This window comes from Rhizobium binxianense, assembly GCF_028994275.1.
Classification (GTDB): domain Bacteria; phylum Pseudomonadota; class Alphaproteobacteria; order Rhizobiales; family Rhizobiaceae; genus Rhizobium; species Rhizobium binxianense.
This window is the reverse complement of record NZ_CP118713.1, coordinates 1,267,437-1,292,497: the sequence shown is the minus strand read 5'-3', so window position 1 is coordinate 1,292,497 and position 25,061 is coordinate 1,267,437. Positions and strand designations below refer to the sequence as shown.

Annotated in this window: 23 protein-coding genes; 10 read left to right on the top strand and 13 right to left on the bottom strand. The window is 61.6% G+C overall.

What is annotated here, in order from left to right; genetic code table 11:
* Position 1: 1 nt before the first annotated feature.
* The 4 genes from rnr (at position 2) to rpmG (ending at position 4,632) form a co-directional block, all read left to right on the top strand.
* Positions 2-2,374 carry a ribonuclease R gene (gene rnr, locus PO860_RS06405; RefSeq protein WP_273884012.1) on the top strand — a complete coding sequence of 791 codons (2,373 nt, stop codon included), beginning with the start codon at positions 2-4 and terminating at the stop codon, positions 2,372-2,374.
* 19 nt (positions 2,375-2,393) lie between these two features.
* Positions 2,394-2,846 carry a DUF983 domain-containing protein gene (locus PO860_RS06400; RefSeq protein ID WP_183606550.1) on the top strand — a complete coding sequence of 151 codons (453 nt, stop codon included), beginning with the start codon at positions 2,394-2,396 and terminating at the stop codon, positions 2,844-2,846.
* A gap of 342 nt (positions 2,847-3,188) precedes the next feature.
* On the top strand, positions 3,189-4,373 hold the full coding sequence (locus PO860_RS06395) for an MFS transporter (protein WP_183606549.1): 1,185 nt from the start codon (positions 3,189-3,191) through the stop codon (positions 4,371-4,373).
* A gap of 91 nt (positions 4,374-4,464) precedes the next feature.
* Complete coding sequence (rpmG, locus tag PO860_RS06390) at positions 4,465-4,632, top strand: 50S ribosomal protein L33 (protein WP_003587245.1); 168 nt, start codon at positions 4,465-4,467, stop codon at positions 4,630-4,632.
* A gap of 746 nt (positions 4,633-5,378) precedes the next feature.
* On the opposite strand, the gene PO860_RS06385 is transcribed toward rpmG, so the two are convergent.
* Together PO860_RS06385 and PO860_RS06380 are read right to left on the bottom strand one after the other, a co-directional pair.
* Positions 5,379-6,752 (bottom strand): PleD family two-component system response regulator, encoded by a 1,374-nt coding sequence (locus PO860_RS06385; protein ID WP_273884013.1) that lies wholly within the window; start codon positions 6,750-6,752, stop codon positions 5,379-5,381.
* A gap of 18 nt (positions 6,753-6,770) precedes the next feature.
* Complete coding sequence (locus PO860_RS06380) at positions 6,771-7,142, bottom strand: response regulator (protein ID WP_003547430.1); 372 nt, start codon at positions 7,140-7,142, stop codon at positions 6,771-6,773.
* 132 nt (positions 7,143-7,274) lie between these two features.
* Here PO860_RS06380 and PO860_RS06375 point away from each other — a divergent pair, with 132 nt between their 5' ends.
* Positions 7,275-7,583 carry a DUF3572 domain-containing protein gene (locus PO860_RS06375; RefSeq protein ID WP_183606547.1) on the top strand — a complete coding sequence of 103 codons (309 nt, stop codon included), beginning with the start codon at positions 7,275-7,277 and terminating at the stop codon, positions 7,581-7,583.
* Positions 7,584-7,585: 2 nt separating this feature from the next.
* Positions 7,586-8,260 (top strand): hypothetical protein, encoded by a 675-nt coding sequence (locus PO860_RS06370; protein ID WP_183606546.1) that lies wholly within the window; start codon positions 7,586-7,588, stop codon positions 8,258-8,260.
* Here the strand turns inward: PO860_RS06370 and PO860_RS06365 are convergent.
* On the bottom strand, positions 8,205-8,822 hold the full coding sequence (locus tag PO860_RS06365) for a GNAT family N-acetyltransferase (RefSeq protein WP_272783430.1): 618 nt from the start codon (positions 8,820-8,822) through the stop codon (positions 8,205-8,207). The genes PO860_RS06370 and PO860_RS06365 overlap by 56 nt on opposite strands.
* A 75-nt stretch (positions 8,823-8,897) precedes the next feature.
* Between PO860_RS06365 and PO860_RS06360 the strand changes: the two genes are divergently transcribed.
* On the top strand, positions 8,898-10,190 hold the full coding sequence (locus PO860_RS06360; RefSeq protein WP_272783429.1) for a DNA polymerase IV: 1,293 nt from the start codon (positions 8,898-8,900) through the stop codon (positions 10,188-10,190).
* 92 nt (positions 10,191-10,282) lie between these two features.
* A complete protein-coding gene (locus PO860_RS06355; RefSeq protein ID WP_272783428.1) occupies positions 10,283-11,539 on the top strand; it encodes a L,D-transpeptidase family protein in 1,257 nt (418 codons plus the stop codon).
* Between the two features lie 170 nt (positions 11,540-11,709).
* On the opposite strand, the gene dnaE is transcribed toward PO860_RS06355, so the two are convergent.
* Both dnaE and PO860_RS06345 read right to left on the bottom strand, forming a co-directional pair.
* Positions 11,710-15,207 carry a DNA polymerase III subunit alpha gene (gene dnaE, locus PO860_RS06350; protein ID WP_272783427.1) on the bottom strand — a complete coding sequence of 1,166 codons (3,498 nt, stop codon included), beginning with the start codon at positions 15,205-15,207 and terminating at the stop codon, positions 11,710-11,712.
* Positions 15,208-15,403: 196 nt separating this feature from the next.
* Positions 15,404-15,673 carry a hypothetical protein gene (locus PO860_RS06345; RefSeq protein ID WP_273884014.1) on the bottom strand — a complete coding sequence of 90 codons (270 nt, stop codon included), beginning with the start codon at positions 15,671-15,673 and terminating at the stop codon, positions 15,404-15,406.
* On the opposite strand from PO860_RS06345, the gene PO860_RS06340 reads away from it, so the two are divergent.
* Positions 15,672-16,136, top strand: coding sequence for a DUF5680 domain-containing protein (locus PO860_RS06340; RefSeq protein ID WP_183606541.1), 465 nt, complete (start codon positions 15,672-15,674; stop codon positions 16,134-16,136). The genes PO860_RS06345 and PO860_RS06340 overlap by 2 nt on opposite strands.
* A gap of 293 nt (positions 16,137-16,429) precedes the next feature.
* On the opposite strand, the gene PO860_RS06335 is transcribed toward PO860_RS06340, so the two are convergent.
* From PO860_RS06335 to proS, 3 genes are read right to left on the bottom strand one after another with little or no spacing between them, the layout of a single operon-like run.
* A complete protein-coding gene (locus PO860_RS06335) occupies positions 16,430-17,113 on the bottom strand; it encodes an ABC transporter ATP-binding protein (protein ID WP_097617665.1) in 684 nt (227 codons plus the stop codon).
* A 14-nt stretch (positions 17,114-17,127) separates the two neighbouring features.
* A complete protein-coding gene (locus PO860_RS06330) occupies positions 17,128-18,432 on the bottom strand; it encodes a lipoprotein-releasing ABC transporter permease subunit (RefSeq protein WP_183606540.1) in 1,305 nt (434 codons plus the stop codon).
* A 15-nt stretch (positions 18,433-18,447) separates the two neighbouring features.
* The gene (gene proS, locus PO860_RS06325; RefSeq protein ID WP_272783425.1) at positions 18,448-19,770 is read right to left on the bottom strand and encodes a proline--tRNA ligase; all 1,323 of its coding nucleotides are present in this window, start codon (positions 19,768-19,770) and stop codon (positions 18,448-18,450) included.
* Here proS and PO860_RS06320 point away from each other — a divergent pair.
* Positions 19,769-20,044: a hypothetical protein gene (locus tag PO860_RS06320; protein ID WP_183606686.1), complete on the top strand. Its 276-nt coding sequence runs from the start codon at positions 19,769-19,771 to the stop codon at positions 20,042-20,044. The genes proS and PO860_RS06320 overlap by 2 nt on opposite strands.
* 316 nt (positions 20,045-20,360) lie before the next feature.
* Here the strand turns inward: PO860_RS06320 and PO860_RS06315 are convergent, their stop codons facing one another.
* From PO860_RS06315 to nuoN, 5 genes are all read right to left on the bottom strand, one after another.
* Positions 20,361-20,636 (bottom strand): DUF1467 family protein, encoded by a 276-nt coding sequence (locus tag PO860_RS06315; protein ID WP_097611070.1) that lies wholly within the window; start codon positions 20,634-20,636, stop codon positions 20,361-20,363.
* A gap of 111 nt (positions 20,637-20,747) precedes the next feature.
* Positions 20,748-21,152, bottom strand: coding sequence for a methylmalonyl-CoA epimerase (mce, locus tag PO860_RS06310; protein ID WP_183606537.1), 405 nt, complete (start codon positions 21,150-21,152; stop codon positions 20,748-20,750).
* Positions 21,153-21,154: 2 nt separating this feature from the next.
* Positions 21,155-22,825, bottom strand: coding sequence for a ribonuclease J (locus PO860_RS06305; protein ID WP_272783424.1), 1,671 nt, complete (start codon positions 22,823-22,825; stop codon positions 21,155-21,157).
* Between the two features lie 17 nt (positions 22,826-22,842).
* On the bottom strand, positions 22,843-23,607 hold the full coding sequence (locus PO860_RS06300) for a biotin--[acetyl-CoA-carboxylase] ligase (protein ID WP_272783423.1): 765 nt from the start codon (positions 23,605-23,607) through the stop codon (positions 22,843-22,845).
* Positions 23,607-25,052 carry an NADH-quinone oxidoreductase subunit NuoN gene (nuoN, locus tag PO860_RS06295; RefSeq protein WP_272783422.1) on the bottom strand — a complete coding sequence of 482 codons (1,446 nt, stop codon included), beginning with the start codon at positions 25,050-25,052 and terminating at the stop codon, positions 23,607-23,609. The genes PO860_RS06300 and nuoN overlap by 1 nt, the downstream gene beginning before the upstream one ends.
* Positions 25,053-25,061 lie beyond the last annotated feature (9 nt).

The following is a 25,061-nucleotide window of genomic DNA, read 5'->3' as shown; positions in this document are numbered from 1 at the left end:
CGTGAGCAGGACACCGCGCGAAAGAACAAATCCCGCGGGCAAGCGCCCGGGCAAGATCGGCCGCCCGGGCAAGGATGCTCCCGCCGTCGAGCCGCTGAACATCGTCCACGGTGCCCTGCCCTCACGCGAGGTGATGCTGCGCTTCATCGCCGATCATCCGCAGAAAGCGTCCAAACGCGAACTCGCCAAGGCTTTCGGCCTGAAGGGCGACAACCGTGTCGAGCTCAAGCACATGCTGCAGGAGCTCGAGCAGGAAGGCATGCTGCAGAAGAGCCGCAAGTCGCTGATCCGTCCCGGTGCGCTGCCGCCCGTCACCGTTCTCGATATCACCACGCGCGACAAGGACGGCGATTTGATCGGCCGGCCGGCGGAATGGCCGGAGGATCAGGGTGTCGCCCCTGCCGTCGCCATCCGCCAGCAATCACCGGCAGGCCGCCAGGGCAAGGGCAAGGCGCCTGTCGCCGGCCTCGGCGACCGCATCCTGGCAAAGATCTTCCCGGCCGTCGATCGCGGCGGCCCGGCCTATACGGCGCGGATCATCAAGGTGATCGACAGGCGCCGCGGCGCCTCGATGGGCGTTTTCCGCACCGCACCCGGCGGCGCCGGCCGGCTGTTGCCGATCGAGCGGCGCGGCGAGGAGATGGTGATCGATCCCGATTTCACCGGCGGTGCTGCGGACGGCGATCTGGTCGAAGTCGAAATCGCCCGTCTCGGCCGTTTCGGCCTGCCGCGTGCAAAGGTGCTTTCCGTCGTCGGTTCCGTCGGCTCGGAAAAGGCGGTCTCGATGATCGCGATCCATGCCCACGGCATTCCGCATGTCTTCCCGCCAGCCGTCATCGACGAGGCGGAGGCCGCAAAACCCGCCAGCATGTCGCATCGTGAGGATTGGCGCGACGTGCCGCTGATCACCATCGACCCGGCCGACGCCAAGGACCATGACGATGCCGTCTATGCCGAACTCGACCCCTCGCCCGACAATCCCGGCGGCGTCGTCGTCACCGTCGCGATTGCCGACGTCTCCTGGTATGTCCGCCCCAAATCGCCGCTCGACCGCGAGGCGCTGAAGCGCGGTAATTCGGTCTATTTCCCGGATCGCGTCGTGCCGATGCTACCGGAGCGCATCTCCAACGATCTCTGCTCACTGAAAGAAGGCGTCGACCGCCCGGCGCTTGCCGTGCGCATGAGCTTTTCCGGGGAAGGCCGCAAGATCGGCCACACCTTTCATCGCGTCATGATGAAGAGCGCGGCCAAGCTCTCCTACCAGCAGGCGCAGGCAGCGATCGACGGTAAGCCGGACGATCAGACCGGACCGATGCTCGAGCCGATCCTGAAGCCGCTCTGGCACGCCTATGAGGTGATGAAACGCGGACGCGACCGGCGCCAGCCGCTGGAACTCGACATGCCGGAGCGCAAGATCCTGCTGAAGCCCGACGGTACGGTCGACCGGGTCGTCGTGCCGCCGCGGCTCGATGCGCACAAGCTGATCGAAGAGATGATGATCCAGGCGAACGTCGCAGCCGCCGAGACGCTGGAAAAGAAGCGCCAGCCGCTGATCTACCGCATTCATGACGGCCCGACGCTTGCCAAGCAGGAAATCCTGCGCGAGTTCCTGGCCACGCTCGGCATCCAGCTCGCCAAGGGCGGCAATATGCGCGCCAACAACTTCAACGGCATCCTGGCGAAGGCGGACGGCACGCCGCATCAGACCATGGTCAACGAGATGGTTCTGCGCTCGCAGAGCCAGGCGATCTATGGGCCGGAGAATATCGGCCATTTCGGCCTCAACCTGATGAAATACGCCCACTTCACCTCGCCGATCCGCCGCTACGCCGATCTTATCGTGCATCGCGCCCTCGTCGGCTCGCTCGGCTTCGGCGAAGGCGGCATCACCCCCGACGAAGAGGCTACACTCGACGATATCGCCGCTGAAATCTCGACCTTCGAGCGCCGGGCCATGGCCGCCGAGCGCGAGACGGTCGACCGGCTGATCGCCCATCACCTTGCCGGCCGGGTCGGCGAGGAATTTGCCGGACGGGTCTCGGGCGTGACGAAATCCGGGCTATTCGTCGTCCTGCCGGACTATGGCGCCGACGGTTTCGTCCCCATCTCTACGCTTGGCACCGATTATTTCATCTATGACGAGGCGCATCAGGCGCTCTCGGGTGAAAGAACAGGGCGCGGCTATCGCCTTGGCGACAACGTCACGGTGAAGCTCGCCGAGGCGATCCCGCTTGCCGGGGCGCTGCGTTTCGAGATGATCAGCGAGGGCCGCGAGATGCCGACGGCGGTGCGCTCCTTCCACAAAGCCGGCCGCCGCGACAGGGGCCAGGTCCGCAAGAAACCCGGAACGAGGCCGCCGCGCGGACGGCACTAGATCCGAAGAGGAACACCCAATGAGCACACCGACCGAACCGGCCGTCCGCCACGGGGATGCGCCTGAGGTCGAGCGTCCGGTGGGGCGCTCCATCATGCGCGGGCTGATGAACCGCTGCCCGGCCTGCGGCAATGGCAAGCTTTTTCGCGCCTTCCTGAAGCCGGTCGATCATTGCGCCGTCTGCGGCGAGGCGATGTATCACCAACGCGCGGACGACCTGCCGCCCTATATCGTCATCCTCATTCTCGGCCACGTCGTGGTCGGCGGCTATATGCTGACCGACATGACCTTCGTGCTGCCGGTCTGGATGCATCTTGCCATCTGGGCGCCGATCACCGTGATCACAGCGCTTGCCTCGATCCAGCCGATCAAGGGCGGCGTCATCGGCCTGCAATGGGCGCTGCGCATGCACGGCTTCGGTGGAGGGAGTGACGATCCGGGCGATTATGACATCCCCGGCCGGTCGGACTAGGCCGGATTAGAGCATGTCGCGTGACAACGACATGCGAGAAATAAGGAGCTAAAGCGCAGGCAGCGAATCTGAAAGATGGCGACGCGCTTTAGCGCCTTCACCTTCCAGACATATTTGACGTGTAGTGGCAGCGCTCCACCGATCACCACCGGGGGCAGCCGACGATCCTCAACGACTTGACATGGTAAGCTTTTCTTGTCTGAACAGGCTTTACATTCCGCAGGTGGTCACTCACATCGGAAATACTGCGAAACGCCCCCGTCACCTGGATTTGGCACGCCTGTGTCTTTCTCTGTGAGGTGATCGGCCGATTCGCTCGCGTAGCTTTCTAAGGATGGATAAATGTCTCAGCCGAGAAACGGCACACCGGGCGATGTCGAGGAAATCCATTGGCCTTCTCTGGTGGCAGCCATCTCGTCCATATCAGCCGTCGGCATAGCAATCGGCCTCGGGCTGCCCCTCCTCAGCATCATCCTCGAAAAACGCGGCATCTCGTCCACCCTGATCGGGCTCAACACGGCGATGGCCGGGGTCGCGGCGATGGCTGCCGCACCCATCACCACCAAGCTCGCCCATAAATACGGCGTTGCGCCGACAATGCTCTGGGCCGTGCTGATTTCGGCGCTGAGCGCGCTCGGCTTTTATTATGCCGAGGATTTCTGGATGTGGTTTCCGCTGCGTTTCGCCTTCCACGGCGCAACGACGACGCTGTTCATCCTCTCCGAATTCTGGATCAACGCCGCTTCGCCTCCTTCCAAACGCGGCTTCGTGCTCGGCATCTATGCGACGGTGCTTTCCCTGGGCTTTGCGGCCGGGCCACTGCTATTTTCGATCCTTGGCAGCGACGGCATCTTCCCCTTCCTGATCGGCGCCGGCGCCATCCTGCTTGCCGCCATTCCGATCTTCATCGCCCGCGACGAAAGCCCGGCGCTCGAGGAAAAGCCGGAGCTGCATTTCATGCGCTACGTCTTCCTGGTGCCGACGGCGACGGCGGCGGTCTTCATCTTCGGCGCGGTCGAAGCGGGCGGACTGTCGCTTTTCCCGATCTTTGCGGTGCGCGCCCATTTCACCGAATCGCAGGCAGCTCTGCTGCTCACCATGATGGGCGTCGGCAACGTCATCTTTCAAATCCCGCTCGGCCTGCTTTCCGACCGCGTCGGCGACAAGCGACCGCTTCTGGCCGGCATGGCGCTGATGGGGTTCATCGGCTCGATGATGCTGCCGCTGCTGCTCGACAACTGGCTGCTGATGGCGGGGCTGCTGCTTTTCTGGGGCGGTTGCGTCTCCGGCCTCTATACGGTCGGCCTCAGCCATCTCGGCTCGCGGCTGACGGGCTCCGACCTTGCGGCCGCCAATGCTGCCTTCGTCTTCTGTTATGCGATGGGAACCGTGGCCGGGCCGCAGGCGATCGGCGCGGCGATCGATGTCGCTGGAAATAACGGGTTTGCCTGGGCGATTGCCGCTTTCTTCGGTCTTTACGCCCTACTTTCCGGCATCAGACTGATGTTCATTCGAAAACGGACTTGACTTTTCGGGCGAGATTCGTAGTTTCGCGCCAGAATTTGCCGTGGAGCCCATCCGGCTTCCACGGCTTTCATTTCTTAAAGGCAGGACGACTATGGCCAAGGCTACAACAATCAAGATCAAGCTGCTGTCGACAGCCGACACCGGTTTCTTCTACGTCACGACGAAGAACAGCCGTACGATGACGGACAAGATGACGAAGACCAAGTACGACCCGATTGCAAAGAAGCATGTCGAGTTCAAGGAAACCAAGATCAAGTAATCACTTGATGTCGGGGATTCAAAAAGCGCGCGCCCTCGGGTTGCGCGTTTTTTGTTGCCCGAATTGATCCTCACTGGAAGATGATAGCGCAAACAGAAAAACGCCGCCCTTCCATCTTCGGGAAGTGGCGGCGTTTTCGTGTAAGGGGGTCGGCCAGCATGCAAAACGGCACGAGGAACCGCTATAATTTGCGTACCAGCCGACCGACCCCACGACCCAGGAGATGCGGCGGACCTGAGCATCATGGGGTATCGACAACTCCTCAACGGGAGCGCTTCTCTTATGAGCCGATAATTTGCGCAGAAATGAAAGAAAATCAACAAATTCTTAATGGTGAAATTTCTTAGCTTGATTCTATGGTTAAAAGTCCAATTTTGGGACATGCAATGATTTATCGGCTCTGCTTAGGCCCGAAGCCTAATGTCGGATCACGCCAAGAAATTCGACACTATAACGTAATAACTTACGCCTCCCCTCCCCCTACGTGAGGTGACGCCGCCGCACTCTATTTGAGGCTGCAGGCGACGGGCATTTTTTATAGTCTCCATTTCATCTGAAGCCAGGGCTTCGGCGCCCTCAAGACTGTCACGCGGCGACAGATCCGCAGCAACGCCGGAAGTCCATTTTTAGGCTATTGAGTTCTAAAATTTCGCCTCGAATTGCCCAGGCGAGGATTAAAAATCGGTAACAATTCGCTTACCGCAGTGGAAAACCCGCAAACGACGCCTGTGGCGGCAAATGATTCGTCAGGCGGCTGCGGCGACCACGCGGTTGCGGCCGGTATTCTTGGCCTCGTAAAGCGCGAGATCGGCCTGCTTCATCAGCTGGTCCGGGGTCAGCACGGCTGCAATCCGCGAGGCGATGCCGAAGGACGCGGTGACGTTCAGCGCCTCACCGGCGTGTTTCAGCATGAAGGGAGCCCTTTCGATCGCCGCGCGCAGGCGCTCGGCGACGGTGGCGGCAATTTCCGGCGAGGTGTCGGGCATCACGACGACGAATTCCTCGCCGCCGTAACGGCAGGCGAGGTCCGCACCGCGAATGGTCGAACGGACGCGGTTTGCAAATTCCCGCAGCACTTCGTCGCCGCCGTCATGGCCATAGGTGTCGTTTACCTGCTTGAAGCGATCGATATCGGTGATCAGCACCGAAAGCGGCCTGCCCCGCGCCATTGAACGGTTGAAGAGCACATTCAGGTGGTTGTCGAGATAGCGCCTGTTGTAAAGGCCGGTCAGCGGATCGGTCACGGCAAGCTCGATCGTCTGCTTGACGCTGGCGCGCAGGCGGTCGTTGTAGCGCTTGCGGCGGATCTGCGTCAGGCTGCGGGCAAGCAGTTCGTTGGGATCGACCGGGCGGATGATGTAATCGTTGACGCCGAGATCGAGTGCGCGCACCACCATCTCGTCAGCCCCCTGCTCGGTGATGATCAGGATCGGCAAAAAGCGGGTGCGCTCCAGCGAGCGCAGCTGCGAGCAGAGGCGAAGCGGATCGTAATCGTCGAAGTTGGCGTTGACGATGACGAGATCGAAGGCGCTCTCGGCCGCCTCGAACAGGGCGGCCTGCGGATCGGAAAGGGCAAGCACGTCGGCGACGGGCTTCAACGCCTTGATGATGCGCTCCTGCGAATTCGCGCGGCCGTCGACGAGTAGGACCTGAGCGGTTTCGTCGGCGCGGCCCTCGCCTGCCCGCGCGAGGTCGTCGATGCCCATCGTATGGGCGGTGTCGGCGCGAATGCGCAGCTCATCGCTCAGCGTCTTTAACCGTAGCAGGCTCTTCACGCGCGAGATCAGCTGCAGATCGTTGACCGGCTTGGTGAGGAAATCGTCGGCGCCGGCCTTCAGGCCGCGCACGCGATCGGCCGGCTGGTCGAGCGCGGTGACCATGACGACGGGAATATGGGCGGTCTTCTGGCTGGCCTTCAGCCGCTCGCAGACTTCGAAACCGTCTATCCCGGGCATCATGATGTCGAGCAGGATGAGATCGACCTGGTTGCGCTCGCAGATCGCCAGCGCCGTGTGGCCGTCGGCTGCGGTCATCACGTCGAAATATTCCGCGAGCAGCCGCGCTTCGAGCAGCTTCACATTGGCCGGAATATCGTCAACCACCAGTATTCGCGCAGTCATAATTGTCTTTCCGATGCGTCAGGCATCGCCCAGATAGGTCTTGATCGTCTCGATGAATTTCGGAACCGAGATCGGCTTGGAAACATAGGCCTCGCAACCGCCCTGGCGGATCCGCTCCTCGTCGCCCTTCATCGCGAAAGCCGTGACGGCGATGACGGGAATCACGTGCAGCTCGTCGTCTTCCTTCAGCCATTTCGTGACTTCGAGGCCGGAGACCTCGGGAAGCTGAATATCCATCAGGATGAGGTCGGGGCGATGCTTGCGCGCCAGATCCAGCGCCTCCATGCCGTTTCTGGTCTGGATCGTGGTATAGCCGGACGCCTCGATGAGGTCGCGAAAGAGCTTCATGTTGAGCTCGTTATCTTCTACAATCATCACCTGTTTGGGCATGACAAGCTGTCCCTACGTCCGTTCGCGCAGCTGTTCGTCCCATGGGAAAGGCACATGCGGACAATAGCTCCGTGAAACCGATAGCGCACGCTACCGGTATTTGGTTGAAGAAAAGGTAACTTACCCCTCGAAATGCAAAGCAACTTCAAGACTTCGAAACAACCGGCCGCCGACCCGCACGCAACCGCGATCGCCGTGCTCGGCTGGCTTGCCGACGATCCCGACATGTTCGGCCGCTTCCTTGCGCTCACGGGTGTTGCGCCCGGCCAGGTGCGCAGCGCCGTCAACGATCCGGGATTCCTCGCCGGCATGATGGATTTCCTGATGAACCACGAACCGACGGCATTGGCCTTCTGCGCGGCGAGCGGCATAAGCCCGGAGACGGTAACCGCCGCCTGGCAGCATTTCTCGTCGCCGGGCCTCGATTCCGGAGAATACTGACCGTGACCTCCGGGGAATTCGACATCTCGCATATCCGCCTCGGCGAACGGCCGTTGATCGTCTGTGACGTCGACGACGTCGTGCTGCAGTTCATCGGTCCCTTCCAGCTTTTCCTTGAGAGCCAGGGTCACGCGTTTCTGCCGCGCTCGTTCAAGCTTCATGGCAACATCGTCTCGCAAGCTGATGGCACGGAGATCGAGGATCAGCAGGTCAGCCGGCTGATCGAGGAATTCTTCGCAGCGCAGGAGCAGTGGCAGACCCCGCTCGACCGCGTCGTCGAAACGCTCGACCAGCTTTCGCAAGAGGCCGATGTGCTTTTCCTGACGGCCATGCAGCCGCGGTTCCAGGAGCAGCGCCGTCGCCTGCTCGACAGGATCGGCCTGCTCTTTCCGTTGCTTGCCACCGAAGAGCCCAAGGGGCCGATCGTTCACGCCTTGCATGCCAGCCGCTCCCTTCCCGTCGTCTTCATCGATGATATGGCGCGCAATCTGCATTCCGTCAGGGATCACGTCGCCGATTGCCTGCTGATTCACCTGATGCCGAACTCGCCCGTCCATCGTTTCGCACCGGCGGCGGCCGACGACATCACCCGCGCCGCCGACTGGGCGCATGCGGCCGAGCTCATCCAAGCGCATTTTCTGTCCGGCACGGTCGGTCGCGCAGTTCCAGCCGCATGAGCGGGCGGCCGTCCTTGCGCCGCGCCACCGTCTCGAAACCGGCTGCATCGAAGATCACCGTCGAGCCGATGCAGAGCGTCACCGATTTCGACTGCTTCACATGATCGATCGGACAGGCTTCCAGCCGCCGCGCGCCATGGCGCCGCGCATGATCGATCGCGGCGGCGAGCAGGCGATGGCTCATTCCCTTGCCGCGCAGCTTGGGCAGCAGGAAGAAGCAGCTGACGGCCCAGATCGACGGATCACGCGCATCGCCCTCCTCCAGCGGCCGCGAGACGGTGCGCGGCGAATTGAATTGCGGTACGTCATGGCGCGGCCCGACCTGTACCCAGGCGACCGGCGCGCCATCGGCATAACAGAGAATGCCCGGCGGCGGGCCTGCTTTGATCCGATCTCGCATATGCGCCTTGCGCTCATCGGCAGCCATCCCAGTCCTCGTTGCATGCGGCAAGCGCAGCGCCACGCACCAGCAATTACAGAAAGCCCCCTGCGACCCGAACAGGGTTTCGAAGTCGTCCCAGCGCTCTGACGTGACCGGTTCGAAACGAAGACCATTATCCAAAGGCAAAGCTTCCCCCTCTCTTGTGACTCGCAAGCTTAAGGCGTAATGTCCCGGCGTTCAATCTTTGTTCTCATCATGACACCCGCGCCCGACAAGACAACCGGCTTCTGTCGCGACTGCCTTGCCGGGCAGAAGGGCGAGGCGCGCCGATGCATTTCCTGCGGCAGCCCCCGCCTCGTACGCCATCGCGAGCTCTACGCATTGACGCTTGCACATATCGATTGCGACGCCTTCTATGCGGCCGTGGAGAAACGCGACAATCCGGAACTTGCCGATAAGCCTGTGATCATCGGCGGCGGCAAACGCGGCGTCGTCTCCACCGCCTGCTATATCGCCCGCATCCACGGCGTGCGTTCGGCGATGCCGATGTTCAAGGCGCTGGAGGCATGCCCGCAGGCGATCGTCATCCGCCCCGACATGGAGAAATATGTCCGGGTGGGGCGGCAGGTGCGCGCACTGATGCAGGAGCTGACGCCGCTGGTACAGCCGCTGTCGATCGACGAGGCCTTTCTGGAGCTTGGCGGCACCGAGAGACTGCATCACGATCCGCCGGCGCGCACGCTCGCCAAATTCGCCCGCCGTATCGAAAAGGAGATCGGCATCACCGTTTCGGTCGGGCTTTCCTATTGCAAATTCCTCGCCAAGGTCGCCTCCGACCTGCAGAAGCCGCGCGGCTTTTCCGTCATCGGGCGCGAAGAAGCAGTCGAATTCCTGGCGCCGCGTCCCGTCACCACGATCTGGGGCGTCGGCAAAGCGTTTGCGGCGACGCTCGAGGCGGACGGCATCCGCACCATCGGCCAGTTGCAGCAGATGGAGGAAAACGACCTGATGCGCCGCTACGGCAGCATCGGCCAGCGGCTCGCCCGGCTGTCGCGCGGGATCGACGACCGTGAAGTGCATCTCAACGATGCGGCCAAGAGCGTTTCTGCCGAGACCACCTTCTTCGACGACATCTCGCGTTATGACGATCTGGTGCCGATCCTGCGTAACCTCTCCGAAAAGGTTTCCTGGCGGCTGAAGAAAAACGGCATTGCCGGCCAGACGGTGGTGCTGAAGATGAAGAGCGCCGATTTCAAATCGCGCACCCGCAACCGCAAGCTCGAAGACCCGACCCAGCTTGCCGACAGGATCTTCCGCACCGGGCTCGAGCTTCTCGAAAAAGAGACCGACGGCACGAAGTTCCGCCTGCTCGGCATCGGCGTCACCGATCTCGGCGATGCCGCCCGCGCCGATCCGCCTGATCTCATCGACCGGCAATCGGGCCGGCGGGCGGCCGCCGAAGCGGCGATGGACAAGCTGCGCGACAAATTCGGCAAGAACACGGTCGAGACCGGCTACACCTTCGGCAGCGGCAAGCGCGATCACTAACACGTGAGTTCGCTCGGCCGCTCCGCCTATAAAATCTTCCTTAAACTTCGTCCCATAATGTCCCGGACCAGTATTGCGTATGGTTGGGTATCATGTTCTCGCGTCTCGTCTTCGGCCTCGGCTTGCTGTCGGCCACCGCACTCGTGCACCCTGCTCTTGCTGCAGATGCGCGCACGCTGCAGATCATCGTCTCGAAGGACAAGCAGTCGCTTGCGGTCTATGACGGCACCGAGGTCGTCGCGACCTCGAAGGTCTCGACCGGCAAGGACGGGCACACGACACCGAGCGGCATCTTCTCGGTGCTCGAAAAGCAGAAATACCACGAATCCAATCTCTATTCAGCGGCGCCGATGCCGTTTATGCAACGGCTGACCTGGTCCGGCATTGCGCTGCACGAATCCAATTCCGTGCCGCGTTATCCGGCCTCGCATGGCTGCGTGCGCATGCCCGGCGCCTTTGCCAAAATGCTCTACGGGATGACGGAGCCCGGCATCCCCGTCATCATCAGCGACGGCGAAGTGGTGCCGCAACCGATCGACCATCCGACCCTTTTCCATCCCGATGCACCGGTGCCGATGCCGCTGCTTTCGGATGCCGAGTTGCGGCCCTCCATGCCCGACAGCCCCGAAAAACCGGTGCAGGTGGCAATGAACGACACGGCTGCGATGCCGATGCCGGCAATACAGCCGGCCGCAACACCCGCAGCCGAGCCGCCGTCCGAACCGATCAGCATGCTGATCACCCGCCGCACGCTGCGCGAGACGGTGATCGACATCCAAACCCTGCTCAGTCAGCTCGGCTTTTCCGCCGGTAATCCGGACGGCGTGCTCGGTCCGTCGACCGTGCAGGCGATCAGGGCCTTCAGGGCGCTGCGGCCGGCGGAGTTTGCCGGCGACAGGAGCCTGGTCTCCGACACGCTACTCAAGGAAGTTTATGCCGCAACCGGCAAGGGTGCGCCGCCGAACGGCATCATCATGGTGCGCCAGGCCTTCAAGCCGATCTTCGAAGCGCCGGTGACGATCGCCGATCCGGGCTTGGCGCTCGGCACGCATTTCTTCACGCTGCATGCCGTCGATGAAAAGGCCGGCACGGCAGACTGGCTCGGCATCACGCTCGAGAACAATCTCCCCCGCGAGACGATGAAGCGGCTTGGCATCACCAATCAGGAAAGCTCGATTGTCACAGGCAGGCCGATCGCCCGTTCGCTCAGCCGCATTACGATCCCCGACGAAACCCGCCGCAGGATCGACGCGCTGATCGCGCCCGGCTCGACGCTGACGATCTCCGATACCGGCCTTGGCCGCGAGACCGGCGAAGGCACGGATTTCATCACCATCACCCGCGGGTGATGAACTCTTTGTTTTATGCATGTCGTTATCCCGGAACCGCTGCACACTTCCGGGCGACATGCACTACAGCGCCGCGCGTCTTTTCACACGCGCAAAGGACGCTGTAACCTTTTGAATCTACGCATCGTGCTTTCCGAAAATCGATTCCGATTTTCGGGCCCATGCGCTAATCAGACAAGCTCGACATCGACAACGCCGGGGGCGGCGCGAAGGGCGGCGGCGATCTCCGGGGTGATGCGGTATTTCTCCGACAGCGCCACTTCCACCTCGCGTTTGCCGTCCTCCTTGATGACGATGAAGGAAACGAGGCCGTCGCCCTTGGCGTTCAGATGGCCGGCGACCATCTTCAGCGGTCCGGAATCTCTGATATAGACGCGCAGCGCCTTCTGCATCTGCAGCGACTTTTCCTCCAGCGACTGGATCGTCTGGATGCGCAGGCCGATGCCCTCCGGCCGCTCCTCCCCCGTCGCGGTCAGCACGAAGGATTTTCCCGACTCGAGAATGTCGCGATACTGGTTCAGCATTTCCGAAAACAGCACCGCTTCGAACTGGCCGGACGAATCCGAAAAGACGATGATGCCCATCTTGTTGCCGGTGCGGGTCTTGCGCTCCTGCTTGGAGATGACGGTGCCTGCAAGCCGCGCATTGGCCGCGCCCTGTTTGATCGCTTGGGAAAATTCGGCAAAGGTCTGCACCCGCATCTTCTGCAGGATGTTGCTGTAGGAATCGAGCGGGTGGGCTGTCAGATAAAAGCCCAGCACCTGGAATTCCTTGAGCAGCCGCTCGGAGGGGAGCCAGGGCGAGAACGGCGGCAGGGAGATCTTCTCAGGCCCCGTGGTCAACGTACTGCCGAAAATGTCCGACTGGCCGCTCAGCTTGTTCTCCTGGGCGCGCTGGGCATAACCGAGGATGCGGTCGAGGCCGGCTGCCAGCTGGGCGCGGTCCATATCGAAACAATCGAAGGCGCCGGCATAGATCAGGCTTTCGAGCACGCGGCGATTGACCTGACGCGGATCGATGCGCAGGCAGAAATCTTCGATGCCGGCGAACGGCTTATCGCCACGCACCTCGACGATATGGTCGACGGCGGATTCGCCGACGCCCTTGAGGGCGGCGAGCGCGTAATAGATGCGGTTGTCGCCGGTTTCGAAATGGCGGAAGGAGGTCTGCACCGAGGGTGCGATCACTTCGATGCCCAAGCGCTTGGCGTCCTGACGGAAATCATTGACCTTTTCCGTATTGGACATGTCGAGCGTCATCGAGGCAGCGAGGAATTCGACCGGATAATGCGCCTTCATGTAGGCCGTCTGATAGGAGACGATGGCGTAGGCGGCGGCATGCGACTTGTTGAAGCCGTAATTGGCGAACTTCGCCAGCAGTTCGAAGATGTTGTCGGCCTGCGGCTTCGAGACGCCGTTCTTGACGGCGCCGACGACGAAGCGCTCGCGCTGCTGATCCATCTCGGCCTTGATCTTCTTGCCCATGGCGCGGCGCAGAAGGTCGGCTTCACCCAGCGAGTAACCGGACAGCACCTGGGCGATCTGCATCACCTGTTCCTGATAGACGATAACCCCTTGAGTTTCCTTGAGCAGGTGGTCGATCATCGGATGGATCGATTCCAGCTCCTCGTCGCCGTGCTTGCGGGCATTGTAGGTCGGGATGTTCTCCATCGGGCCTGGACGATAGAGCGCCACCAGCGCGATGATGTCCTCGATGCAGTCCGGCTTCATGCCGATCAGCGCCTTGCGCATGCCGGCACTTTCCACCTGGAACACACCGACCGTCTCGCCGCGCGACAGCATCTCGTAGGTCTTCTTGTCGTCGAGAGGAATGGCCGCGAGATCGACCTTGATGCCGAGCTTGGCGACGAAATCGACGGCGACCTTCAGCACCGTCAGCGTCTTCAGACCGAGGAAGTCGAACTTGACCAGGCCCGCCTGCTCCACCCATTTCATGTTGAACTGGGTGACCGGCATATCCGAGCGCGGATCGCGATACATCGGCACAAGCTTGGACAGCGGCCGATCGCCGATGACGATGCCGGCGGCATGCGTCGAGGCGTGGCGGTAAAGCCCCTCGATCTTCTGGGCGATGTCGAGCAGGCGCGCGACCACGGGTTCTTTCGCCGCCTCCTCCTGCAGCTTCGGCTCCTCCTCGATCGCCTTCGACAGCGGCGTCGGATTGGCCGGGTTGTTCGGCACGAGTTTGCAGATCTTGTCGACCTGGCCATAGGGCATCTCAAGCACGCGGCCGACGTCGCGAAGGGCGGCGCGCGCCTGCAGCGAACCGAAGGTGATGATCTGCGCCACCTGCTCGCGGCCATACTTGGCCTGGACGTAGCGGATCACCTCTTCGCGGCGGTCCTGGCAGAAGTCGATGTCGAAGTCCGGCATCGAGACGCGTTCGGGATTGAGGAAGCGCTCGAACAGCAGCGAAAACCGCAAGGGATCGACATCGGTGATCGTCAAGGCGTAGGCGACCAACGAGCCGGCGCCCGAACCGCGGCCCGGGCCGACCGGAATATCATGCTGCTTGGCCCATTTGATGAAGTCGGCAACGATCAGGAAGTAACCGGGAAAACGCATGCGCTCGATAACGCTGAGCTCGAAATCCAGCCGCTCGCGATAGTCCTTTTCCTCGTAACCCGGCGACATGCCAAGCGTTGCAAGCCGCATGTCCAGCCCTTCGACCGCCTGGCGGCGCAACTCGCTCGCCTCGGCGCGTTCGGCCTCCTCGGCGTCGTCGGTCGCACCGGTGAAGCGCGGCAGGATCGGCTTGCGCGTCTTCAGCACGAAGGAGCAACGCTTGGCGATCTCGATCGTATTTTCCAGCGCTTCCGGCAGGTCGGCGAAGAGCTTGACCATCTCGGCCCGGCTCTTCAGATAGTGGTCCGGCGTCAGACGAAAGCGGCTGTCGTCGGAGACGATGGCGTTGTGAGCGACCGCCATCAGCGCATCATGGGCGTCGTAATCGTCGCGTGTCGGGAAGAAGGCCTCGTTGGTTGCAACCAGCGGCAGGTCGTGGGCATAGGCGAGCCCGACGATCTTCTGTTCGTGCCGCTTGTCGTAGGTGCCGTGCCGCTGCAGCTCGACATAGAGCCTGTCGCCGAAGAGACGCTTCAACAGGAGCAGCCGGGCTTCCGCCTGGGCGGGATGGCCTTCCTTGATCGCCATGTCAACTGGCCCGGTCGGGGCGCCGGTCAAGGCGATCAGCCCTTCCGTGCCGGCCTCTGCCAGCCAGGAGGCGTTGATATGAACGGCCTGGTTGCTTTCGCCGCCGAGATAGGCGCGGCTGACGAGATCGACGAGCCGTTCGTAACCTGCATCCGTCGTGGCGAGAAGAACGATTGACGGCAGCTTGACCAGGGCCTGCTGGCCGCCGCGCTTTTCCGTTTCCAACCCGTCTCCCATGTCGATGGAGACCTGGCAGCCGATGATCGGCTGCAGGCCCTCGTCCATCGCCTTCTGGGAGAATTCGAGGGCGACGAACAGATTGTTGGTGTCGGTAATCGCAATCGCCGGCTGGCTGTCGCCGGTCGCCTTGTAGAGGATCTTCTTCAGGGGCAGAGCACCCTCAAGAAGCGAATAGGCGGAATGGACCCTCAGGTGGATGAAACCCGGCGTGCCGCCGGTCGCCTCACCCGTTGAACCCTTTGCCGTATCCGCCATGACATGCCTTCCCAATCACCCGAATGAATCGGACGCATTGTCGGCATAGAGGGCGATGATGTCCAGAAGAAGTCCCGCGTCCGGACCGCATGAGTGCCACGCGGTCCCCTGAAAATTTCAGATCGCCATCACGATCAGCGAGAAGCTGGCAACGAACATTGCGATGGAGGTGAATGCTGCGATATCACGGATCATGTCAGTCATTTGGCTCTCCTTTACTCGTTATGTTTTTACTTTGTTCGATGTATGTTCCGTTGTCAACAGGAATCTTTTCCTTCTTTGTTGCGTTTGGAAAATGCCGAATTCGCGTCTGCGAATCGCTGAGAACCGGCACTCGACGGTGATCGGCGGCAGCTTGCCCTTCTTCCTCCTCTGAGCGCGCTCTTAATTTCCGGCTTATGTTCTTCATTTGTTCTTTACATGTCGCAGCATATTTGCCAGCATCGGGCTGGGAGGAGAGCAACATGCTCGACATTGCGATGCTGAATGAATTCGTCGTGGAGGCGAAGGCCGCGACCTATGTCGGCGGCGGCGTGCCGCGCGCGCCATGCCGGCCGGGTTCCCACGATATCGGCTACGAACGCGGTGGCTGGCGCTATCTCGACAGCTATTTCGGCGGCACCGATTTCGCCGGGCAGGAAGTGGTGTGGTTTGCCGGCGAGCCCGTCTGGGCGATGAATTATTTCGGCTGCGTCAACGCGCCTGATCTCATCGACGGCGCAGCAGCCGGAGCGGTGATCAAGGCGGCACTTTCGGCGATGTACCGAGAGGGCCGGTTTCTGGGCGGCATGGAATTCGATCATTCGTTCGGCCGCTATATCGACCACAGCGACGGCGGCTGCGCGCGGTTCAACGGCCAGGAATGCATCTTGGTCGAGGGCCGGAGGGCCTATGTGCTCGACTATCGCGGCGGGCTGATCATCCCCTGACCGCGGTCCGCCCGGTCAAAAATGTGAACTAAGTGTTAATATCCCGCGAGGAGGTCGGCGAGATCAGCCCCATCCGCCTGCCGGCACCGACCGGGGTCGAGCCACGGGTCTCGACCCGTCCTTCGGCCCCCCGCTGGCGGGGCGAAGGGACCGTGCCGCGTCCTCTCCGTTCCCCGCCTACTCGCCCCGTTTACGGGGGGGCAGCAGGACGGGGCAAGACGAGTGGTTCGATCCCGGTAGATTAGCGTGAACGGCAGTGATTGGCGTCAACCGGACAGCCATGGACCGCAGTCTCAAAAATCGACGATCTTGCCGTCGGAGATCGTCACGCGCCGATCCATGCGGCGGGCGAGTTCGTGATTGTGGGTGGCGATGAGGGCGGCAAGGCCGGACTGACGCACCAGCGCTTCCAGTGCGTCGAAGACGTAGCTTGCCGTTTCAGGGTCAAGATTGCCTGTGGGCTCGTCGGCGAGAAGCAGGGCCGGCGCATTGGCGACGGCGCGGGCGATCGCGACGCGCTGCTGTTCGCCGCCGGAAAGCTCGCCCGGACGATGGGCGCCGCGATGGCCGATGCGCATATAATCGAGAAGCTGGCCGGCCCGCTCTCCGGCTTCCTTCCAGGACAGCCCGGCGATCAGCTGCGGCATCATGATGTTCTCAAGCGCCGAGAATTCCGGCAGCAGGTGGTGGAACTGGTAGACGAAGCCGATTTCGCTGCGGCGGATCGCCGTGCGTTTATCGTCGCTCAGGCCATCGCAGGCATGGCCGTTGATGGTGACTTCACCGCCGTCCGGATGTTCCAGCAGACCGGCGACATGCAGCAGCGTCGATTTGCCGGTGCCGGAGGGGGCGACGAGAGCGACGATTTCGCCTTTCGATATCGAAAAATCCGCACCCTTCAGGATCGGGAGCAGCGTATCGCCCTGCCCGTAATGGCGCTCGACGCCGGTAAGCTTGAGAACGACGTTGCGTTTCATGAAGGCGGCATTCCTTATTCGTAGCGCAGGGCCTGCACCGGATCGAGCTTTGAGGCACGCCAGGCGGGGAAAATGGTCGCAATGAAGGAGAGCGTCAGCGCCATGACGACGATCGAGATCGTTTCGCTGAGATCCATTTCTGCCGGCAACTGGCTGAGGAAATAGACCTGCGGATTGAAGAGCACGGTGCCCGATATCCAGGAGAAGAACTGGCGGACGGATTCGATGTTGACGCAGACGAGAACGCCGAGCAGAACGCCGGCAACGGTGCCGACGATGCCGATCGCCGCTCCGGTCATGAAGAAGATGCGCATGATCGCGCCGGCACTGGCGCCCATGGTGCGCAGGATGGCGATATCGCTGCCCTTGTCCTTCACCAGCATGATGAGGCCGGAGATGATGTTCAACGCCGCGACAAGCACGATCAGCGTCAGGATCATGAACATGACGTTGCGCTCGACCTGGAGTGCCGAGAAGAAGGTCTGGTTGCGCTGGCGCCAGTCGGTGATGGCGATCTGGCGGCCGGCCGCCTCCTCCACCTTGGGCCTGAGAGCGTCGATATCGTCGGGATTGTCGACGAAAAGCTCGATCGACTGCACCAGCCCCTCGGCATTGAAATAGAGCTGTGCTTCCTCGAGCGGCATGAAGATGATCGAGGAATCATATTCCGACATGCCGATCTCGAAAAGGCCTGAGATCTTGTAGGACTTGATGCGTGGGCTGACGCCCATCGGCGTGATGTCACCGTCTGGCGACGTCAGCGTAATGAGATCACCGACACGCAGGCCCAACTGGTCGGCCATGCGGGTGCCGATCAGCACGCCGTCGCCGGAGGCATACCCCACCATATCGCCTGATTTGATGTTGTCGGAGATCGTCTTGAGCTTGGTCAAGTCGTCGGCGCGGGCGCCGCGCACCAGCGCGCCGGTGCTGCCACCGGCCTGGGCGGAAGCCAACACCTGGCCTTCCACCAGCGGCAGCGCCATCTTGACGCCGGGCACGGCGGCGAGCTTGCTAGCGAGGGCGGGATAATCGGTGAAGGGGCCGTCGACCGGCTGGACGATCATGTGACCGTTAATGCCGAGGATACGCGAGACGAGCTCGGTGCGGAAGCCGTTCATGACGGCCATGACGATGATCAGCGTCGCAACGCCGAGCATGATGCCGACAAAGGAAAAGCCGGCGATCACCGAGATGAACGCCTCCTTGCGGCGGGCGCGCAGATAGCGCCACGCCACAAGGCGTTCGAAGGTGGAAAATGGCTTGCCAGCCGGACCCAAGCCGGATTTTGAACTCCGGTCCACTGCTGCCTCTGCCATTTCGCCTCCGTTTCCTTAAGCCACGAACCTGTTGATCGCCGCCTCGATGGTCATCGTTTCGCGAGCGCCGGTCTTGCGGTCCTTCACCTCGACTTCGCCGTTGGCGACCGCGCGCGGGCCGGCGATGATCTGGACGGGAACGCCGATCAGGTCGGCGGTCGCGAACTTCGTCCCGGCCCGGTCGTCGGTATCGTCGTAGAGCACATCCTTGCCCGCCTTGCTCAGCGCGGCATAGATCAACTCGCAGGTATCGTCGCAGGCCTGATCGCCCGCCTTCATGTTGATCACCACGACATCGAAGGGCGCGACCGATGCCGGCCAGATGATTCCGTTGTCGTCATGCGATGCTTCGATGATGGCGGGAACAAGGCGTGTCGGGCCGATACCGTAGGAACCCATGTGAACGAAGTGTTCCTTACCGTCCGGCCCCTGCACTTTCGCGCCCATCGGCTCGGAATATTTCGTGCCGAAATAGAAGATGTGGCCGACCTCGATGCCGCGGGCCGAAAGCCGGTCGCCCTCGGGAACGGCGTTGAAAGCCGCCTCGTCGTGCATTTCCGAAGTTGCCGCATAGAGCGACGTCCACTTGTCGAAGATCGCCTGCAGGCCTTCGACGCTGTCGAAATCGGTGCCTTCGTCAGGAATATCGAAATCGACGAAATCCTTGTGGCAGAAGACTTCGGATTCGCCGGTATCGGCGAGGATGATGAATTCGTGGCTGAGATTGCCGCCGATCGGGCCGGTATCGGCACGCATCGGGATGGCGCGCAGGCCGAGCCGATCGAAGGTTCTGAGGTAGGCGGCGAACATCTTGTTGTAGGAATGCTCCGCCCCTTCGCGTGTCAGATCGAAGGAATAGGCATCCTTCATCATGAACTCGCGCGAGCGCATGGTGCCGAAGCGCGGGCGGATCTCGTCGCGGAACTTCAGCTGGATGTGATAGAGATTGAGCGGCAGGTCCTTATAGGACTTGACCGAGGAGCGGAAAATATCCGTCACCATCTCCTCGTTGGTGGGACCGTAGAGCATCGGCCGATCCTGGCGGTCCTTGATGCGCAGCATCTCCTTGCCGTAGGCATCGTAACGGCCGCTCTCCTGCCAGAGTTCGGCCGATTGCAGGGTCGGCATCGACAGCTCGATGGCGCCGGCCCGGTTCTGTTCGTCGCGGATAATGGCGTTGACCTTGTCGAGGACGCGCTTGCCGAGCGGCAACCAGGAATAGATGCCCTGCGACTGCTGGCGGATCATGCCGGCGCGCAGCATCAGCCGGTGGGAGACGATTTCCGCCTCCTTGGGGTTTTCCTTGAGGATGGGCATGAAATAGCGGGACAGACGCATGGCGGATTCCGAAGCAGTTGGATCCCGCGGCAGGCGGAATCGAAAGACAATGGTTAATGTCGGGAGCGTTCATAGCCGCTTCGCGGCAGGAAGGAAACCCGCAACTGATGTTGGCAACCTCCCGCATGCGCATGTTCGCACCCGCAAAATGACAGGGCGTGAAAAAGCGCGTGTTTATAAGGACTTGAACGAAAATCTTGTCAACAGAAAAATTTTGCTAGAGTGTAGCAAAAATGCAAAAAAAGCTGATGACAAAGCCCAATGTTTGAGCTAGCTTTAGCTCACAAAACAGGCAGGAAGGATAAATTCTTGTCGAATTCGCGGTCAAGTCTTGGGAGGATCAGATCTTAGGCGCGCTCGTCGCAGCCCCGGCAACGGTTACAGATCACGCGATACTTAAAACAAGGCTTTTAGCCTTGTTTTTTTTTGGTTTTTCGGCTCACGTCCCCCGCAAAATCCTGCCCGCCTCCCGTTGGGAGATGGGCCTCTTTCCGTTACGTGAGCTCTTTGCCGCAAAAACATGACACTGGTATGACGGTATACCGTCCGCCGATTGTACATATGCCCAAAGTTTGGGCAAAAGCTAGCTCTTAATAGAAGCTCGGCCCGAGTTGTGGAAGGGCGTCGAAACCCCAGCCGAAATATGTGTCGCAGACATACCAGAGACCGTAGATCACAGCCGAAATCAGTGTCGTCAGCGAAAAGACGAAGGCGGCGCGAAACCGAGCGGGCGCGCTCGGAACGGTGCCGAGCACGACATCATTGTCTTCCGCCTGGGTGCGCAGACCGATCGGCAGGACAGCGAAAAGCGTCATCCACCAGATGATGAAGTAGACGGCAAATCCCTGAAGAAAGATCTGGAGCATTATGGTTCCCGTTGATGCCGCGGTGATATGGCGTCCTTATACGGCGAAATGTCGGCCAACTCAAAGCGGGCAAAACGTTTAGCCGCCTTTGGGTCACTCTGCCGCAGCGGCTCAGGCCTGTTCGAGTTCGATCAACGTGCCGAAGAAATCCTTCGGGTGCAGAAAGAGAACCGGCTTGCCATGCGCGCCGGTCTTCGGCTGACCGTCGCCGAGCACCCTGGCGCCCGCCTCAACCAGCCGGTCGCGGGCGAGAATGATATCCTCCACCTCGTAGCAGATGTGATGCATGCCGCCGGACGGGTTCTTTTCCAGGAAGGCTGCGATCGGCGAGGTCTGCCCAAGCGGTTGCAGCAATTCGACCTTGGTATTCGGCAATTCGACGAAGACGACGGTGACGCCGTGCTCCGGCAGTGCCTGCGGCTGCGATACCGCAGCCCCCAGCGTGTCGCGATAGGCAGCCGTCGCCACTGCCAGATCGGGAACGGCGATGGCGATGTGGTTTACCCGGCCGAGCATGATCAGACCTTGGTCACAAAGGCGGTGACGACGGGCTTCTTGCCCCAGGCATGGTTCGCAGCTGCGCGGATGGCGCGGCGCACGGCCTCCTGCAGCATATCGATATCCTTGCGGCGGGCGCGCGGAATGCTCTCGATGGCGCTGATCGCGGCGTCGAAGAGCGTATCTTCCATCTCCTCGCCCTCGTCGTCATAGACCGGCAGGCCGATCGAAACGAGATCGGGATCGCCGACGATGTCGTAGCGGGCGTCGAGCACGACGTTGACAGCGACATGGCCGACATAGGAGAGCTTCTTGCGCTCGCCGATACCCATCTCGTCGAAATCACCGATCAGCGAGCCGTCTTTATAGATGCGGCCATGCGGCGCCTCGCCGATCACCTCGACGGGACCGGGCGCCAGCCGCAGGATATCGCCATTGCGCACGCGCGGCACGATCGCGATACCGGATTGCTCGGCAAGTTCCTTATGCGCTGTCAAATGCGTCGCTTCGCCATGCACCGGCACGACGATCTTTGGCCGCGTCCACTCATACATCCGCTGTAACTCGTTGCGGCGCGGATGGCCGGACACGTGGACCAGGGCTTCGGTATCGGTGATGATGTGCACGCCCTGCTCGACAAGGCCGTTCTTAATGTCCTGGATCGCCTTCTCGTTGCCGGGAATGGCGCGCGAGGAAAAGACGACGATATCGCCTGCGGCAAAGGCCACATTGCGCATCTCGTCGCGCGAGAGTTTGGCAAGCGCTGCCCGAGCCTCGCCCTGGCTGCCGGTCAGGATGACGACGACCTTGTCGCGCGGGATATAGCCGTATTCATCTTCAGAGATGAAGGGCTTTACGCCTTCCATCAGGCCGATGTCCTGGGCGACGTTGACGACGCGCTTCAGCGAACTGCCAAGCAGCAGCACTTCGCGGCCTGCCGCCTCGGCGGCTTCGGCGACGGTGCGGATACGCCCGACATTCGACGAGAAGGTGGTGATCGCCACCCGGCCCTCGGCATTCTCGATGATCTTGCGCAGGCTTTCGGACACATCCTTCTCAGAGGGCGAAACACCGTCGCGCAGCGCATTGGTGGAATCGCACATCAGCGCCAGCACGCCCTCGTCGCCGAGCTGGCGGAAACGCGTCTCATCGGTCAGCGGCCCGAGCGAAGGCTCGTGGTCGATCTTCCAGTCGCCGGTGTGGATCACGTTGCCGGCCGGCGTGCGGATCATCAGCGACATCGGCTCGGGGATCGAATGGTTGACGGCCACACCCTCGATGCTGAAGGGGCCGACATTGATCGTGTCGCCTGCCTTGAACGGCGTCACCGGCACTTCGCCGATCGTCGCCTTCTCGAAATTGCGCTTGGCTTCGAGCAGACCAGCGGTAAAGCCCGAGGCATAGACCGGCACGTTGAGCCCCGGCCAGAGATCGGCGAGCGCGCCATAGTGATCTTCATGCGCATGGGTGATGATGATCGCCTTGAGATTCTTGCGCTCGCTGGCGAGGAAGCGGATATCGGGCAGCACGAGGTCGACGCCCGGCAGGTCGGGACCTGGAAAGGTGACGCCGCAATCGACCATGATCCATTGGCGATGCTCGGGCGGGCCGTAGCCATAGAGAGCGAGATTCATGCCGATCTCGCCAACGCCGCCCAGAGGCAGGAATACCAACTCGTCCTGTTTCGCCATAATTTTCGTTTTTTCCGCTATCCAAAAAACACATCACCGGCGGCAATGGGCATTATCCTGCCAGCGCCGGTATCGAGCATCAACAAGCCATTATCATCAATTCCGGCGAATTGTCCGGAAATCGATCGGTCCGGCAAATTCACCGTGATCTTTTCGCCGATGCCGCAGGCGATGGCACGCCAGAGCGCCGTGATCTTGCCGATCCCGCGGCCCTCATCCCATATTTCAAGCACATCCGCCATGGCGGCGAAGAGATGGGCAAAGAGTTCTTCCGGCGAAGTCGCACTTCCCTGCTGACGCAGGCAGGTGACGGGATAGAGCGGATTATCAGGCATCACCGAGACATTGATGCCGATGCCGACGATGAGGGCATAACGGCCATCCGGCAGCCCCTCGCCTTCGACCAGGATGCCGCAGGTCTTCTTTCGTCCGATGAGGATATCGTTCGGCCATTTGACCTCGAGCGGCTCGGCGCCCGGCGGCAGCACCCGGCGGATCGCCTGGTGGACGGCAACGGCAATGGCCAGCGGCAAAGAGCTCAGGCGCTCCATCGGCGCCGGGTCGATCAAAAGAAGAGAGGCGTAGAGATTGCCGCGTTCGGACACCCAGAGCCTGCCGCGGCGGCCGCGGCCGCCGGTCTGTCGTTCGGCGGTCACCCAGAGATTGCCGCCATCGCCCGCCCGAGCCCGGGCGAGGCATTCGCTGTTGGTGGACGATGTTTCCGACAGAGCATCGTGCCTGAAATCGCCGAGCGATATCCGGCGCCGTCCGTCGGAAGCCATCAAAAGAGCGTCGCGGCGGCAAGCTCTGCCGCGCCGCCGATCGGGCCGCCGATGAGGACATAGGCGGTGACGAAGAGACCGGAGAGACCGAAGACCAGACGCAGTGCGCCGGAAACCCGGGCGAATTCGCCGGTCGCCTCGTCGAACCACATCAGCTTGATGACGCGCAGATAATAGTAAGCGCCGACGACCGAGGCGAGAACGCCGATGATGGCGAGCGCATAAAGCTTGGCTTCGATGGCGGCGACGAAAACGAAGTACTTGGCGAAGAAGCCGGCGAGCGGCGGAATGCCGGCAAGCGAGAACATCAGCGCCGTCAGCACCACGGCCATGAACGGGTTGGTCGTGAAAAGGCCGGCGAGATCGTTGACCTCCTCGACGACGGTGCCGTCCTTGCGGCGCATCGACATGATGATCGCGAAGGTGCCGAGGGTCATGACCATGTAGATGACCATATAAAGCATGACGCCGGAGACACCGGTCTGGTTGCCGGCGGCAAGACCGACCAGCGCATAGCCCATGTGGCCGATCGACGAATAGGCCATCAGTCGCTTGATGTTCTTCTGGCCGATCGCGGCAAACGAGCCGAGCAGCATCGAGGCGATCGAGATGAAGACGACGACCTGCTGCCAGTCCGCCAGAACCGGCTGGAAGGCGGTGATGACGATGCGGGTCATCATCGCCATGGCGGCAACCTTGGGGGCTGCGGCCAGGAAAGCGGTGACCGGCGTCGGCGCGCCTTCATAAACGTCAGGCGTCCACATGTGGAAGGGAACCGCCGAGATCTTGAAGGCGATGCCGGCGAGGATGAAGACCAGGCCGAAGACGAGACCGAGCGAACGCGCGCCCTCGACCGAAAGCGCCTGGGCGATCTCGGAGAAGTGGGTGTGGCCGGTGAAGCCATAGACCAGCGACATGCCGTAGAGCAGCATGCCGGAGGAAAGTGCACCAAGAACGAAATATTTGAGGCCGGCTTCGGTCGACTTCAGGCTGTCGCGGTTGATCGCGGCGACGACATAAAGCGCCAGCGACTGCAGTTCCAGCGCAAGATAGAGCGAGATCAGGTCGTTGGCCGAGATCATCAGCAGGATGCCGAGGGTCGCAAGCACCAGCAGAACCGGGAATTCGAACTTGTCGAGCTGATTTTCGCGGGCGTGGCCCATCGTCATGAACAGCGCGACCAGCGAACCGATGAGCGCCACCAGCTTCATGAAGCGCGAGAAGCCGTCGGCCATATAGACGCCGCCATAGGCAAGGCCTTCTGCCGGCACGAAGAGCAGCCACAGGCCGGAGGCCAGCAGCAGGACGATGGCGAGGCCGGTGACGACAAGGCCCGACCGCTCGCCCGAGAAGACGCCGACCATCAACAGGACAAGGGCGCCGACCGCGAGGATGAGCTCCGGCGCGGAAAGATGCAGACTAAGGAGAATGGTTTCAGCGGTCATGTCCAATAA